The sequence below is a fragment of the Pseudoalteromonas atlantica genome, from assembly GCF_043641955.1.
GTDB classification, from domain to species: Bacteria; Pseudomonadota; Gammaproteobacteria; order Enterobacterales; family Alteromonadaceae; genus Pseudoalteromonas; species Pseudoalteromonas atlantica_A.
Genome location: NZ_JBHZRV010000004.1, coordinates 197,838 through 212,345 on the forward strand (window position 1 = coordinate 197,838; position 14,508 = coordinate 212,345).

The 14,508-nt window shown below is 39.6% G+C and carries 9 protein-coding genes and 1 pseudogene; 4 read left to right on the plus strand and 6 right to left on the minus strand.

All coding sequences use genetic code 11. The features are described from left to right. Nucleotides 1-422: 422 nt before the first annotated feature. From ACHUE3_RS10445 to ACHUE3_RS10455, 3 genes and pseudogenes are all read left to right on the plus strand, one after another. Nucleotides 423-722: pseudogene (locus tag ACHUE3_RS10445) on the plus strand (DUF3019 domain-containing protein); the annotation flags it as partial. Then, a complete protein-coding gene (locus ACHUE3_RS10450; RefSeq protein WP_394192356.1) occupies nucleotides 722-1,402 on the plus strand; it encodes a response regulator transcription factor in 681 nt (226 codons plus the stop codon). The pseudogene ACHUE3_RS10445 and the gene ACHUE3_RS10450, both read left to right, overlap by 1 nt. Before the next feature lie 23 nt (nucleotides 1,403-1,425). Then, on the plus strand, nucleotides 1,426-2,589 hold the full coding sequence (locus tag ACHUE3_RS10455) for a sensor histidine kinase (protein ID WP_394192357.1): 1,164 nt from the start codon (nucleotides 1,426-1,428) through the stop codon (nucleotides 2,587-2,589). On the opposite strand, the gene ACHUE3_RS10460 is transcribed toward ACHUE3_RS10455, so the two are convergent. Both ACHUE3_RS10460 and ACHUE3_RS10465 read right to left on the minus strand, forming a co-directional pair. Beyond that, a complete protein-coding gene (locus ACHUE3_RS10460; protein ID WP_394192358.1) occupies nucleotides 2,573-3,415 on the minus strand; it encodes a MipA/OmpV family protein in 843 nt (280 codons plus the stop codon). The genes ACHUE3_RS10455 and ACHUE3_RS10460 overlap by 17 nt on opposite strands. 349 nt (nucleotides 3,416-3,764) lie before the next feature. Next, nucleotides 3,765-9,641 carry a S8 family serine peptidase gene (locus tag ACHUE3_RS10465; RefSeq protein WP_394192359.1) on the minus strand — a complete coding sequence of 1,959 codons (5,877 nt, stop codon included), beginning with the start codon at nucleotides 9,639-9,641 and terminating at the stop codon, nucleotides 3,765-3,767. Between the two features lie 292 nt (nucleotides 9,642-9,933). Here ACHUE3_RS10465 and ACHUE3_RS10470 point away from each other — a divergent pair, with 292 nt between their 5' ends. After that, nucleotides 9,934-10,311, plus strand: a complete 378-nt coding sequence (locus ACHUE3_RS10470) for a hypothetical protein (protein ID WP_394192360.1) — start codon at nucleotides 9,934-9,936, stop codon at nucleotides 10,309-10,311. A 58-nt stretch (nucleotides 10,312-10,369) separates the two neighbouring features. Here ACHUE3_RS10470 and gltX read toward each other — a convergent pair whose 3' ends face one another. From gltX to proB, 4 genes are all read right to left on the minus strand, one after another. Beyond that, nucleotides 10,370-11,854: a glutamate--tRNA ligase gene (gene gltX / locus ACHUE3_RS10475; protein ID WP_394192361.1), complete on the minus strand. Its 1,485-nt coding sequence runs from the start codon at nucleotides 11,852-11,854 to the stop codon at nucleotides 10,370-10,372. Nucleotides 11,855-11,936: 82 nt separating this feature from the next. Further along, a complete protein-coding gene (locus ACHUE3_RS10480; RefSeq protein ID WP_394192362.1) occupies nucleotides 11,937-12,296 on the minus strand; it encodes a glutathione S-transferase N-terminal domain-containing protein in 360 nt (119 codons plus the stop codon). A 63-nt stretch (nucleotides 12,297-12,359) separates the two neighbouring features. Then, on the minus strand, nucleotides 12,360-13,322 hold the full coding sequence (locus tag ACHUE3_RS10485; RefSeq protein ID WP_394192363.1) for a GGDEF domain-containing protein: 963 nt from the start codon (nucleotides 13,320-13,322) through the stop codon (nucleotides 12,360-12,362). 77 nt (nucleotides 13,323-13,399) lie between these two features. Beyond that, complete coding sequence (gene proB, locus ACHUE3_RS10490) at nucleotides 13,400-14,503, minus strand: glutamate 5-kinase (protein WP_394192364.1); 1,104 nt, start codon at nucleotides 14,501-14,503, stop codon at nucleotides 13,400-13,402. Between the last annotated feature and the right edge of the window lie 5 nt (nucleotides 14,504-14,508).

Genomic DNA, 14,508 nt, shown 5'->3' on the forward strand with positions numbered 1-14,508 from the left:
CAATCAACTAGAAATAGTTAACACTAACGACAGCAGTAGAGATGTTTTTAATCTAAATGAAGGTGTATTTTACGTCGTTTATTAGTACCTTTATAATTACTTGTGTAACCCTTAATTAGTCAAAAATAGAGAACCTAAAAGGACCATTCGCTTTACTCTAAATATAATAACAAACAGCCTGAGTGAAATACTCTGTATGTTACTAAAAAAACTTAGACAAAAGGAACGTGAGCTTGTTTATTTTTTCTACATCCATTCTCGCGATTATTTAGGTAGTTTAATTTGTTTTGCCTCACAGCCATTAAAGCCATTGATGTAAAATACATCAATAAAAAAACATTATTGATCACGTTATTATGTAGCGGCCTTTTTAGTGTCAGTAGCTTTGCACAGGCATCTGATAAACCTTTTTTAATGTCTCGCCGAAGGTGTGCATCATTGAATCACAAAACAAGTTCTGCGAATTTAATATTCAAGTAAATTTTACGCTCGCGCCTTTTAAAGAGCTATGCTTAGAAATAACGAACCGCCCTCATTATACCCAGTGCTACAACTCTCCAGGGCTTATTAATGAACATTTTAAATTAAAAACGACACACTCCATTATGGTTCAACTTATTGATCCCTTAGAAAATGTAGTGGTTAAAGAACAACAACTATCCATCGCTAACTATAAAGTAAGTGATTATCGTATAAAACGCCGCTTTGGCTGGAGTCTGTAATGCATCATATATTTGTTATTGAAGATGATCTCAAACTGGCAAAACTGATACATAAATTCCTTTTAAAGCAAGGTTACACCGTTGATTTATTCAATACAGTACAAACCTACTATGCTCATGAATGTACCTTTTTACCTACACTGATCATTTGTGATGTTATGCTACCTGATGGAAATGGGTTTGCACTGATAGAGCAGCTAAAAAACAACCACAACTGCCCTGTTATTTTTTTAACCGCGCTGGATTCTGTTCAATCACAAATAAAAGGGTTAGAGCTAGGTGCTTATGATTATTTAGTTAAGCCAATTAAGCCTGAATTACTCTTAGCCAAAATTAAAAACATTATTAATCAACGTATAATCCCAGATGAACTACAGCAAGACTTATCTGTAGACACTAACAAACGTGATGCAAAGTTTCTTAATACTTGGTTAGGCCTAAACGAAAGTGAATTTGAGATTATTTCATTTTTAGCAAACAATGCACCTCAAACAGTATCGCGAGAGTTATTGTTTAAACAAGTAATAGGGAGAGAGTATGACGGCCTAGATAGAGCGATTGATTTAAAAATTAGTCGATTAAGGAAAAAACTAAAAGAACTATTTTCCGATAAAGAAGCATCTTTAGATATTAAGTCTGTCAGAGGAAAAGGCTATAGTTTGGATATTACTAAGTCATGAACCAACAGTTTTTAAAGTTATACATGATAATAACGGTTAGCTTAACGGCTTTAGTATTATCATTTGGCCAAATGTACAATTATTTTTTCTCAGCGCAAACTCCTAGCCTTCAGCTTAGTGTTAACGAGTTTAGGAAATTAATTGACGAAAAAGATACGAGAGTGAAAAAAGTAAACGCCTCAGAGCTTATTTTATCGCCAGAGCTACAAACTAATTTTGAAAATGAAGGGATCCTCAGTGTTACTCTTGAAAGCCAATCTTTTGTTTACTTAAAAGGGTTTAATAAACAAATATACAGAGTGGGTCCGGTTGAACTGATGCGCACCCCGCCAACAGACTGGGTTGTATTTATGGCTTTTTACTTATTACTTGGCGGCATTATTTTATTGTTTATAAGACCCGTTTTTAGAGATTTAAGTCTACTTCAAAATGCAGCAAAATGTTTCAGTAAAAAGCCAGAAAAAATCATCCTACCAATCAAAAGTAATTCTTCAATTGCGCCACTTGCAGGGACGTTTACAGAAATGTCAGAGCGTATAGAGAGCTTTATTTTATTACACAGTGATTTATCACGGATCATATCCCATGAGATCCGAACGCCCCTTTCTAGAATGCGTTTTGCTCTTTCAATTTCAGAACTAGAACCTGATGAAAATAGTCAGATAGAACATGATATCGACGAAATCGAAGTACGACTCGAGCAATACCTTTCTTTTGCACGGCTCGAACATCAACAAACAGTGTTTAATCAAAAGAAAGTCAATCTAGCATCGCTCATAAATACTGAGATACACAAATTCAAACTCTACAAAGAGTTAGAATTTAAAGTAGACTTTCAAATAATTGACGCATGGTGCGAACATAGCTTTATGGCTATTGCAGTGCAAAATCTACTCATAAATGCGACCAAATATGCAAAGCACTCGATACAAATTAAAACTCAGAAGAGTAACGGTATTTATACTATTTATGTGACTGATGATGGCCCAGGTTTACCACTTAATGCTAATGCATTGATTGAGCCATTTAAACAAGGTGAAGGTGATGTGCTAGCTAGTGGCTATGGCCTTGGGTTATATATTGTAGACCGGATTGCCACGTGGCACGGAGGTAAAATAAACTTAACAAATCACACGACAAGTGGCGGCGCAAGAATATCGATACAATGGCCTAAAAATGATAAGTAATTCCTGCAAATCCAGAAAAGTACCCTGTTTGCTTTATCATATGGGAGTTGGCCAGGTTATCACCCAACCAAGTGTGTTTAAGCTTCAAGTCTAAACTGAAATTATTATTTAGCGAGTATTCATACGTTAACTTAATATGATATTGCTCATTACTTTCTAAGTCATACTTAGGTAATCTGCTTTTACTTTCACCTGCGGCTACGGTGTAATAATACGCTATTAATTCTTTATTTTTATAAACGGCCCCAATCTCTATGCCCGCCTTGCCTGAAAATAATTCAAACACACTATAAGCATTAAGCAAAAATTCATGACCGTTATGAACGTCCGTTGCATCTTGTAATAACGCCCCGCTTAGCCAAATATTATCATAGAGATTAAATGCTGAAGATACACCCACCATATAGGACAAATCTCTCTCTATGGGTGTTAAGTTGATAGGTGTAGCCGAAGGAATCGAAGGCCTTCCTGGACCTGAAGAAACCGCCCCTAGAGCAAATAGCTGTTCAACACCATCAAGTTCAAAAAAGAAGCCATCATCATTAAACCTGCCTAATACATCGATATAATAATTAGGTGCTTCAATAAGACTGTAGCCTATTGAAAAGTCATCAAAATACCAACTATCACCATAATAACTAAAACTTGGAAGAATGGGTGATGTGATATTACCTGCATCAAGCACCGGGTTTTCAATCCCTCCATAACCCAATGTCACGCTGGCATTAATTGTCGATTTTTTAACAAGCTGAGTTTGCTGTTCGTCAACTTGTGCATACACAACTGATATGTTCAAGCAACACAGTAAGCCAAACACCTTTTTCATCAACTTAATTCACCTTTAAATCATAGTATATTGGTATTCAGGGGTATTCTCATGATTAGTAGCATATAAAGCCTCACTTGATTACAAAAATAGTATGCTAAGCCATGTTTATGTATTTTTAGCTGACACAATAATACCCTCGCCATCTCCCTTTCTTGCTAAAATTAACACATTACAAAAAATATAAAATACCTTGTACATTTTGCTACATAGGTATTTGATTTCACTTAGCACTCATCGTTATAACTATTATATTAATTTTCGCTGCTTTTTCATCATGGTATGTGCCAATTAAAAACAAAAAAAGAGCCCGAAGGCTCTTTGTAACATAACACAATTAGGAATAAATTTAGCTTCGCTTAGCTTTACGGCGTCTTAAGCTTGCAAAACCAGCCATTAGTATCGTTAACCAAGTTAACGAACCACTAGACTCTTCTTCATCATCAGCATCATCAACCACCGGGGCTTCAGTCACTGATAACTGCATGCTTTTTTCAACCGTTGTTACACCGTCGCTTACTGATACTGTGTAAACATAATCACCCGCAACAAGTCCTGATACTTTAGTACTTGCTTCATTTGCTGAAGCAATTGTACCTGGACCTGCCCACTCATAGGTTAGTTCATCACCATCAAGGTCTGATGCCGTTGCGCTAAGTGTCGGTACTTGACCTTCACGTACATATAAATGAGTCTCTGCAAGCTCTACAACAGGCGCATCATTCACTGCGTTTACTGTCAGTGTAAAGGTTGTTTGTGCTACCGCTGAAGGCTCGTCTGTATAAGCTACCATTACTGTTACTTCAATTTCACCATTGAAGTTTGCTGCTGGTGTCAGTTTTAGCATTGAACCCGTTTCATGACCCATTACCTCAACTTCAGCATTGTCAGCCATTGCTGTAATAGCAGTTTCTTTACCTAACTGGTTGTCAAAGTTAACCGCAATCTCTGTGCTGTTATCTTCATCAACTGATTGGTTAGAAATAGCATCAATTGCTAAACGCTCTGCAACAGTAACTACTTTCACATTCACAGTTGCTGATGTTTCAAGTTCACCATCTGATACTGTCACTGTAAATACATGGTCACCCGCAGTTAAACCTGACACGGTTGTTAACGCTGCGCTTGCATCTGCAATAACACCGTTACCTTGCCAGCTGTAGCTCAGCTCATCATCATCTGGGTCCATTGACGCTGATGCATCTAGTGTGACCGTATCGCCTTCTGTGATAACCATCTCTGTATTCGCTACATTTGCAACAGGTGCATCGCTCACTCCAGTTACAGTCAACATAAACGTCGTGCTTGCAGCATCTGATGGGTTCTCAATGTCAGAAACAACCACCGTCACTTCTGTTTCACCGTAGAAATTCTCATTGGGTGTTACGGTGACTGTATCGCCATCAACTTCAAAACTTACATTGTCTGAAATAACTGAAATTTCATTTTTCGAGTTTGTTTCATCAATATAGTGAACATCAAAGCTAATTGCTGTTTCTTCTGTGGTTACCATATCGTCAAGCGCTACAATCGTGATGTTGCTTGGTACACTGAGTGTCGCCGTCGTTGTAATGTCATTTAGGCCAGCGATAGCTGCTTTCGCATCAATATTTAGCATTTGACCTGCCGCTGATGGCAATACTTCTGCCCATGCCGTTACTTCGAACTGTGATGATTCTGGACCAACGTAATCCATACATACAACGTAACCATCGCTAATAACTTCATCTAGGTTGTTATAGGCTACTTGGACACCCCGATATTTATCAAGCGGACCGAATTCAAAAAAGGCTCCACGGAAACCTTGTAAACCAATACTACCGTGCGGGCGAGTCGTTCCAAAATCAATGTTTTCGTACGCATAGTAAATTTCATGCTCACCTTCACCAAAGCGTGTATTTGCATTAAATAACACTTGGAAATCAAATGAGTTATCTCGTTTTGTGTAACTATACTTTCGCGTAGTAGGGTCTAGTACTGGATCATCATAGTCTGACGCATTATCCCATTCAACAATTCCCCAGCCTGTTGTCGTACTTGCTAGTGAAATACCTTCATCTGAGGACAACCCTACTGACATTACAGATTGTAGTAGACCTTGCGGTGAAAACTCCCAACCACGCCATAATGGGCCCATATTCTCATAAGGAAAAGTTTCATAAGGAAATGGCTTGTGTTGAGGGAAAAAGTAGCGACTCCCTCCCGGATTCACCGTCCCCATGCCACGGATTTCCATGTACTGATTTTGAATATTAGTCAATTCACTGTTGTTATATAAGCTAAATGTATCGTACTCACCATTATAGAAGCTTGCGATAGGTAAAGCATAACCTCGGCTGGAGTTATAAAGGTTATTGTCATCGAAACCAGAAAGTAAAGGCGCAATACCAAACTCAGATAAATCAACATATCCACCAGGATTTGAGTTACCAAAGTCAGGTGTGCGACACATCTCATCAGTAATATTATCCGTAACAATGTAGTCTGGCTCAACATCGCGCGTATCAGCCTGCATTCCTGTTACAACAACCTTGCCATCAACAACTTCGATATTGATTTCTGATGTTGTTGATATTGCAACATTTTCAGCTTTAACATCCAGACCTTCTGGAATCGCTAATTCTAGTGAAAATTCACGATCAACTCCTGAATTATTAGCTAGCACTTCGAATGTGTAAGGTATCATATCGCCCACTTTTGCACCTGTATTTGGCGCATCTAGGTGAACAACATCTTTGCCACGACTAATCTTGAATGGGATAGAACCTAAATTACCAGGATTAACTGCTGATGTGCCTACATCCAATAATGAGTAGTAAACACTATTAGCATCAAACGCCATATTCCAATCAACAGTCATGTCAACTTTGTTTAAACCATCACTCGCAGGGAGACGTGCAGTCATACCTGTTGCATCTTGATTTGATACAACCGCAGTTGCTAATTCGAAAGTTTCTTCAATAGCCCCTACAGATGATTTATTAGAGTTATATATTACAACCCAATATTCACCTTCTTCTGGGTTATTTATATTACAGAAATTTTTATAAATTCTATGGTTAGAAACACATAGAATTTCATCTTGTGGCTGTACAATACCATCATTATTATAGTCTTTCCCTACATAAACAATGGCATTACCTACATCTAATGTTGTCCCTTTCAGCTCAGACTCAACATCGACCACTTCAGCCATAAAGCGTTTTGAGTTTGCAGGTACGCTAACGAATTTAGTAAACGTCGACTCATCTAGAATATCTTCAGCATTAACTTCTTCAGCGTTGCGGTTCATATCCCATGGGAAGGTCCGATCATCATCTTTTGGTAGTGTTACAGAAGTAATTTCTGCTTTAACCGGCTCATATACACGAGCCACTGGCGCTTCAACATTTGGTAATACAATACCTTTAGCAACATACGTGCCTATATCAGAATGCGCAGTTGTCGATAGCATTGAAGGTAAGTTACCGCGATCATATTTAAACGCTACAGGCCAATGCGCATCTGGAATATCCGCATCCTCCGCTTGGAATACTAAATTAGTATGTAGCTCAACCTCTGAATTACTGAACCATTCTTGCGTGTCCATGATAGACGCTTTAACGATAATGGTTTGTGTCTCACCTTTTTTCAATGAAAAAGTTTTCGGGAAGATATCAATATTTACACCATTTTGTGATGTTTGCGAGTTGACATCTAGCGACCAGTTTTCAATATCTTCATGGCTAACGGTCCATGTACCATCTTCTGTTGCTTTTATAGTACGAACCCATTGACACTCAGGTGCACATGCAAAGTTCACCAAGTTAGGTAAATTAAGCTTATGTGGAGTGCCACCGTTGTAAGGGTCAGCCGCTAAGAAGTTATCCGCAGTTTCGTTCATCACAAAACCCGCTTTAGCAGCCAATGCAACGTTAATTCGGCCGGCTCCAGCGCGATAAATTTTTGCATCCGTAACAACATCACTTTTGTCATTTAAACGATGATATTTAACAACATTTTCCGCTGTCATAGAAAGCGCGGATTGAATTTCGGCTGCAGTCCACTCAGGGTGAATTTGACGTAATAATGCCATTGACCCTGCAACATGAGGCGACGCCATAGATGTACCACTAATACCAGCATAATCTTGCCCATGCGGCTCTACGAACGGATGTTCATCAGAATAAGCAGCATATATATTGACACCCGGCGCAGCCATTGCAGGTGCTAATACCTCAACATTTGAAAATGATGGACCGCGAGAAGAAAAGTCAGCAAGCCAATCTGCATCATCTTCATTGACGCGACGTTCGATAACGGTTGGTTTAATCGTTATCATGTGACCTAACTCTGAATAGCTATCAACCCAATCCTCTAGAGCATCTTCTGGGTATACTCCATTCCATTGATCATAACTAAAGTGGACGCCAGGTAAGGAGTATGATTCAGGAACGGTGCCTTGATTACGATCACGGTTAAACATAATGAAACCATCCGCGCCACCTACTTTAACATGATCTACTTTTGCAGTACGTGCATTAGCATTAGGGTCAGTTGGTGTATGGCGTTGACAAATTACAATCACATTAGTTGAACCATCATTGGCACCCGTGATTTCACTACCATCTTTATAATAATCAAACGTTCCTTCTGGGTAATCGGCTGTGCAATAACCATTGTAATCTTTAAATCCGTTTACATCGGCATAATCCTTAGCCCAAACAACAACACCAGTCAGCTCTTCGTTATTAATTGCTCCACCAACTAAACCTGCTTCTGACCAGCTTGGCACCTCTGAGCCTAGGGTATCATCAGCAAAGCCTGCATATTCAACCGCGGTTTCAACCGCAATAGAACGACCATGTGTTGTTGCTGCAACCTGAGCCAACCAAGGTGATGAATTATCTAGGTAACCAAAACATTCCGCAGCACCACATGCTTGGCCACTATTACCCGCAGCAGCAGCCACATTAATACCAGCCTCTCGTGCTGCGAGAAAAGCAAGCTGTACAGGATCTGCCCATACATTTGAGTCTGCGCCACCAATTGAGAAGTTGATAACATCTACGCCGTCTGAAATCGCATCTTCAATACCAGCAACCAGAGCTTCACCAGGACACCCTGCGTATTCAGCACTGCTTGGATAACACACTTGATATGAAATAATATTAGCATGAGGAGCAACCCCTGAAATCTCAGGAAATAAATCTTCTTTTAAGATAGTCCCATCTGTGTTCTCACCAAAGCTAGGAAGCATATAGGGTACATTCTTAACAACGTTACCTGCAGCTGTCGATGCGACATGTGAACCATGACCTTGATAATCTTCACCAATGGCAGGCCAACCAGGTATCATTGCCTCAAAGGCATCGGTTATCACATCATAAGAGCGAACACCAATGAGTTTACTATTGCATTGAACCTCTTCTGGCTCTTCAACACAGTCACCAACGTATGCGCCTTCTCCAAATGGGTTGATATGTTGATAGCCATCGCCGCCTATAGCTGAAAATGAAGGATGATCAGAGTTGATACCCGTATCGATAATACCAACAATTTGTCCCTCCCCTTTTCCTTTAATACCGCTCGGTACACTTGTGCCATCCCAAATTTGATCTGCACCAATATGCTTCGGACCTTCATCTGACAGTAAGTCATAGTTCTTTGAACGCATTACAGATGCAACAGAACCAAGCTCTGCTACACGGCTGGCTTCACGTTCAGTCATTTTCACAGAAAAGCCATTGAGGGCTTTAGTAAATTGACGACGCATATCTGTGCGGCCTGTAACGGCCGTTACTTCTTGCATCACTGAGTTTTGTTTATGTAATAATTTAGCTTGATACTCTGTGACAGCACTCACAGTAGCCCGGCCTTTTTCAAATATTTTTGTTATACCCTGTACTTGCATTGAGCGTGCGAGAGGTGACGCTAGATCACGCGCTTCGAGCGCAACAGAGTTCGCTTTCAAGCGCACTATATATATACTTTCACCATCAACACCTTCTTCTTTAAATTTCTTTTCTTGGCTATTGAGTTGTACATTAAGACCATCGTTTTGAAGCATAGAATCAGAGTCGCCTTGTGAAAACTCTTTGCTAAATGCTTTAATTTCTTCAAACGTTATATTAGGTGCTTTTAGTTGGTTACTTATTTTGTGCTGGCTCTCAATGTCGGCAGCATGTGCAGCACTCGCGCTGTAGATAGCGGCAGCTACTGCAATGGAAATGGTTTTCACTTGCATAGGTATCCCCTGGATAGTTGTTTAGTATTTTTATTCAAGTTTTGTGAATATCTATTTCACCACTTGTACATACAATTCAACCATAAGGAAGATAAAAAGTGACGCTAAAACGTGTAGCATTTTGTACATTCCATTAACAAAAATGAAATTTATAAAATACAAAGCGATCATTTTAGCTTTTCAACATACTAGGAATTAAAGAGACGCAGCTACGTTATCAACAAAATTTTACATATTAAGTTTAAATAATTGTTATGCTTTGGATTAAATAAAAACTAAGGGCAGACATAAAATGAAAAAAACGTTGTGTACTTTGCTACTATTTCTATGCAGTGGATGCAGTGCCGTTAAGGTATCTACCAATATCAACGACGTGATGATTGCAAATCAAATTGCTAAACATGATTTATATAAATTTCGAAACCACCAACATGCAAACGAAATGGGTGCAACGATGATGGGTCAGGTAGAGGGGCTTAGCTGTGAAGAGAGTCGCCGAGGGACTGTTAACAAAAATAACTTAAAAGCCGAAGCCCAATCTTTATTAAAGCAAGATGCTGTAAATCGAGGAGCAAACGCTTATACCATTGAGCAATGTAAAGCAGTGACATATGCTAAATATGAATGTGAAAAAGCTTACTTATGTACTGGTCAGTCTTACAGTTATTAAAAAAGTTATAAAAAAACCGAGCCTAGGGCTCGGTTTAAAATACCAGTTAATAGATGTATTAACTATTTGGATATTCGCGATAAGCGCGTTCTATATTCTTAGCCTGCTTTTTCGAAACACCTAAATGTGTAAGTGCAACACGTAGACGGGCACGTGATAAATCAGAGCCTAGAATTTCCATTGCATCAAGTACCGATGTCGATGACGTCTTTCCAGTAATAGCAACAAAGATTGGCTCTAAAAAGTCTTTAATTTTAAGCTCGTGGAATGTTGCCACCGCTTTAGCAATAGCAAATATCTCAGGCTTTTCCCAGCTACGTAGGCCTTCTAATTGCCAGATAAAGAACTGTAACGCTTGGCGAATAACATTTTCATCCGCTTTACCTGCCGTTAATAATGCGGGATCGTAAGTCGGTATACCACCTACAAAATGACCAGCTAAATCAACCATATCCGATAAAGTATTAATGCGGGTTTTCGCTTCAGGTAATACTTTAGCAAGCATATCGCCGTTAAACTTCCAATCCACAAAGCGTTGAACAAGTTCTGCATCAGTGAGGTTTTCACGGATCCATGTACCATTTAACCAACTTAGTTTATCTACATCAAATACTGGGCCGCCCAGTGATACGCGCTTCATGTCAAAGTGCTCAATCATTTCATCAAGAGTGAACTTTTCACGCTCATCAGGCATTGACCAACCCATGCGACCTAAATAGTTAAGTACCGCTTCTGGCAAGTAACCCATTTCTTTATAGTAATTAATAGAGGTTGGGTTTTTACGCTTTGATAGCTTTGATTTATCTGGATTGCGCAGTAATGGTAAGTGACCAAGTACAGGTGCTTCCCAACCAAAATCTTCATACAACTTTAATAATTTAGGGGCTGAGTTGATCCACTCTTCGCCACGAAAAATATGGCTGATTTGCATGTGGTGATCATCCACAACGTTGGCTAAGAAGTACGTTGGAAAACCATCGGCTTTTAGTAGCACTTGCATATCTACGTTTTCCCACGGGATCTCAATCTCATCACGTAAGTAATCATTAAACTTGAATGTGCCTTCGCTTGGGATGTTCATACGAATTACATATGGCTTACCAGCAGCTAAATTCGCTTCAACTTCTTCTTTCGTTAGTTTTAAACCACGACCATCGTATTTAGGGCGCAAACCTTCTGCCATTTGCTCTTCACGCATTTGATCAAGTTCTTCGCTAGTTGCAAAACAGTAAAACGCTTTGCCTTCATCAACGAGCTGATGTGCGTATTTCTTATATAAATCGCTGCGCTCTGATTGGCGATATGGGCCAAATTCGCCGCCAACATCTGGACCATGATCCCATTCAAGCCCTAACCAACGTAGGCTATCCATAATCGCCTGTTCAGATTCTGGCGTGCTGCGTACTTGGTCTGTATCTTCAATACGAAGTACAAATTCACCACCTTGCTGTTTAGCAAAACAGTAATTAAATAAGGCAATATAAGCAGTGCCAAGATGCGGGTCACCTGTTGGTGACGGAGCAACACGAGTACGGATTGTCATGGTATATTCTCTTTAAAAAAGGACTATAAAAGTTGCCTTGATGCTAGCATAGCAAGGGCAATTTTCGAAGTGGTCGCACGCCTTAGGCTGCGACTTTATCTAAATAGGCAATGATATCGTTTGATTCGTATAACCAGGTTACTTGGTTATCTTTTTCAATACGTAGGCAAGGAACCTTAACTTTACCACCCTGCTCTAGTAATTCTTGACGATATTGTTCATTGTTTTTAGCGTCGCGGGTTTCTACTTTTAAGCCTTCGCGCTTAATAGCTCGGCGTACTTTTACGCAAAAAGGGCACGCTTTAAATTGGTAGAGTTTAAAATCACGGGTTTGCTGATCGAGCTTTGCTTGGTCCTCAGGCGCACGTTTTTTACTGCGCGGTGTAAATATAAAATCAAAAAATAAGATTAAAGACCCTAAAATCCAACGTACTAATTTCATTTTCTACCCTATCGACAACAAATTAAGGGCACGGATTTTAGCATAACAGCTATTAAAATAGCATTAAAAAAGCTCAATGCCATCATCGTCATTTTGAACTTTTTCAACGACGTTAAGATCAAGGTACGAAGTAACCTGATCACGGCCATTATTTTTGGAGTGGTATAGTGCTAAATCCGCTTTATTTACAAGTGAGGCCACCATATCAACTTCTGTAAGTTTTAAATAACCAATGCTTACAGTTAACTGACCCACTTGAGGGAAAGGGTATTCTGCTACGTTTTTTCTAAAGCATTCGAGAATGTGTAGTGCATCAGAGTCACTTTTAGCATAAAAAAGCACAGCAAATTCTTCACCGCCATAACGAAATACAAAATCATCAACTTTAAAATTATTTTTAAGTAACCTCGCTAAGAGCAAAATAACTTCATCGCCAATCACATGGCCAAAATTATCATTAACTCGTTTGAAATGATCAATATCCACTATAGCTAAAAACCAACTTTGTGCTTCATTAGATAGAGAGAATTGATCATCAGACACAATCTCCATCACTTTGGTATCAAAGGTTTGTCGATTTAAAAGCTCTGTGAGGGGATCTAACCGTGAGCGATGAATAAGCGCAAGTTGGTTGGCATACACATTTAAAATATGAATGCTGAGCATGGTTGTACGTTCAGCTAACTCATGATCCGACTCCACCAGCAACATGCCAATAACGCGCCCTAAATAATACATGGGGATGTAACTTGTGTAGGAGCCAAAGGCCGCACTTACGCGTATTTTATTTTTTGAAACCTTTTGTAAAATTGATGCTATCTCATGACTCTCCAACACTCCTAAAGGAGAGTCTTTGTTCAGTAATATAGGCGCAACATCATCATTAAAATGCTTATTAACGTAAATTGCAAAAGCATCAATTTCTGCCAGCTCTGAAATCGCGTCTAGCAACGCTTTATCTAAACCTGGCTCTTCTTCTTGTTGTGTTATAGATACAATCCACTCATGTCCGCAAGGGTTGGCCATTTAAAATCTACCTTATAAATACATAACCCTAAGTCTAGAACAACACTGTTTTTTTACTAACTTATCTGGCTAAAACGCTAAAACAACACTAAATCATCGCGATGGATAACTGCTGAACCACAATCAAAGCCTAATACGTTAATAATATCATTGGAGTGACAGCCTTTGATTTCCTCAACTTCCTGATTATTAAACCGAACAACACCACGAGCTACACATTGATTATTTAAATCCACTAAATCAACTAAGTCTCCCCTAGTAAATACGCCTTTTGCTGCACGCACACCTTTGGCTAATAAGCTCGCGCCATGTTGCTGAATAGCCAATGTTGCACCATCATCAATGACTATTTGACCACTACTTTTTGGCCCTGCTAGTAACCACTTCTTACGGCCATCCTTTGGGGCACTGAGTTTTACAAAGCGGGTGCCGGGTAATTGATCAGTCATACAGTTTAAAATGACATTTTGACCCGCGCCTTTGGCTATTATCACTTCAACACCTGCGCGCCTTGCTATATCAGCAGCTTGAAGCTTAGTTACCATACCGCCCGTGCCTAAATTTGTGCTGCTACCACCAGCAAGCTGACGTAGCTCATCATTAATATGACTAACTTGTTCAATAAGTTGTGCGTTAGCATCCGTGCGAGGGTCACTGGTGAATAAACCCTCTTGGTCAGTTAATAGCAATAACTTGTCTGCATTGGCCAAAATAGCGACGAGTGCCGATAAGTTGTCATTATCACCCACTTTAATTTCACTGGTCGCAACGGCATCATTTTCGTTAATAATTGGCACCACATCATGACTTAATAAAGCCGTTAATGTGTCTCTGGCGTTAAGGTAACGATCTCTGTCATCTAAATCTGCACGGGTTAAAAGCATTTGACCAACATTAACACCATACAATGCAAACAGACTTTGCCAAATATGAATAAGCTGACCTTGACCGATGGCTGCAAGCATTTGCTTATCAATAACAGAGCGACCACAGGGCTTAATAAGTTGCTCTCGGCCCGCGGCCACTGCACCACTTGAAACCATTACAACTTGATGACCCTGTTTTTTTAATTCACAACACTGACGAACCAGCTCTACCATGTGTGCTTTGTCTAGTTTGTCTGTGCCGCCGGTAAGCACACTCGTTCCCAGCTTAACTACTATTACCTGTGCCCTATACATGGCTA

What these genes read in the sequence shown, in the direction of transcription:
- ACHUE3_RS10450 (WP_394192356.1), top strand. Translation starts at nt 722, where the DNA reads ATGCATCATATATTTGTTATTGAAGATGATCTCAAACTGGCAAAACTG.
- ACHUE3_RS10455 (WP_394192357.1), top strand. Translation starts at nt 1,426, where the DNA reads ATGATAATAACGGTTAGCTTAACGGCTTTAGTATTATCATTTGGCCAA.
- ACHUE3_RS10460 (WP_394192358.1), bottom strand. Translation starts at nt 3,415, where the DNA reads ATGAAAAAGGTGTTTGGCTTACTGTGTTGCTTGAACATATCAGTTGTG.
- ACHUE3_RS10465 (WP_394192359.1), bottom strand. Translation starts at nt 9,641, where the DNA reads ATGCAAGTGAAAACCATTTCCATTGCAGTAGCTGCCGCTATCTACAGC.
- ACHUE3_RS10470 (WP_394192360.1), top strand. Translation starts at nt 9,934, where the DNA reads ATGAAAAAAACGTTGTGTACTTTGCTACTATTTCTATGCAGTGGATGC.
- gltX (WP_394192361.1), bottom strand. Translation starts at nt 11,854, where the DNA reads ATGACAATCCGTACTCGTGTTGCTCCGTCACCAACAGGTGACCCGCAT.
- ACHUE3_RS10480 (WP_394192362.1), bottom strand. Translation starts at nt 12,296, where the DNA reads ATGAAATTAGTACGTTGGATTTTAGGGTCTTTAATCTTATTTTTTGAT.
- ACHUE3_RS10485 (WP_394192363.1), bottom strand. Translation starts at nt 13,322, where the DNA reads ATGGCCAACCCTTGCGGACATGAGTGGATTGTATCTATAACACAACAA.
- proB (WP_394192364.1), bottom strand. Translation starts at nt 14,503, where the DNA reads ATGTATAGGGCACAGGTAATAGTAGTTAAGCTGGGAACGAGTGTGCTT.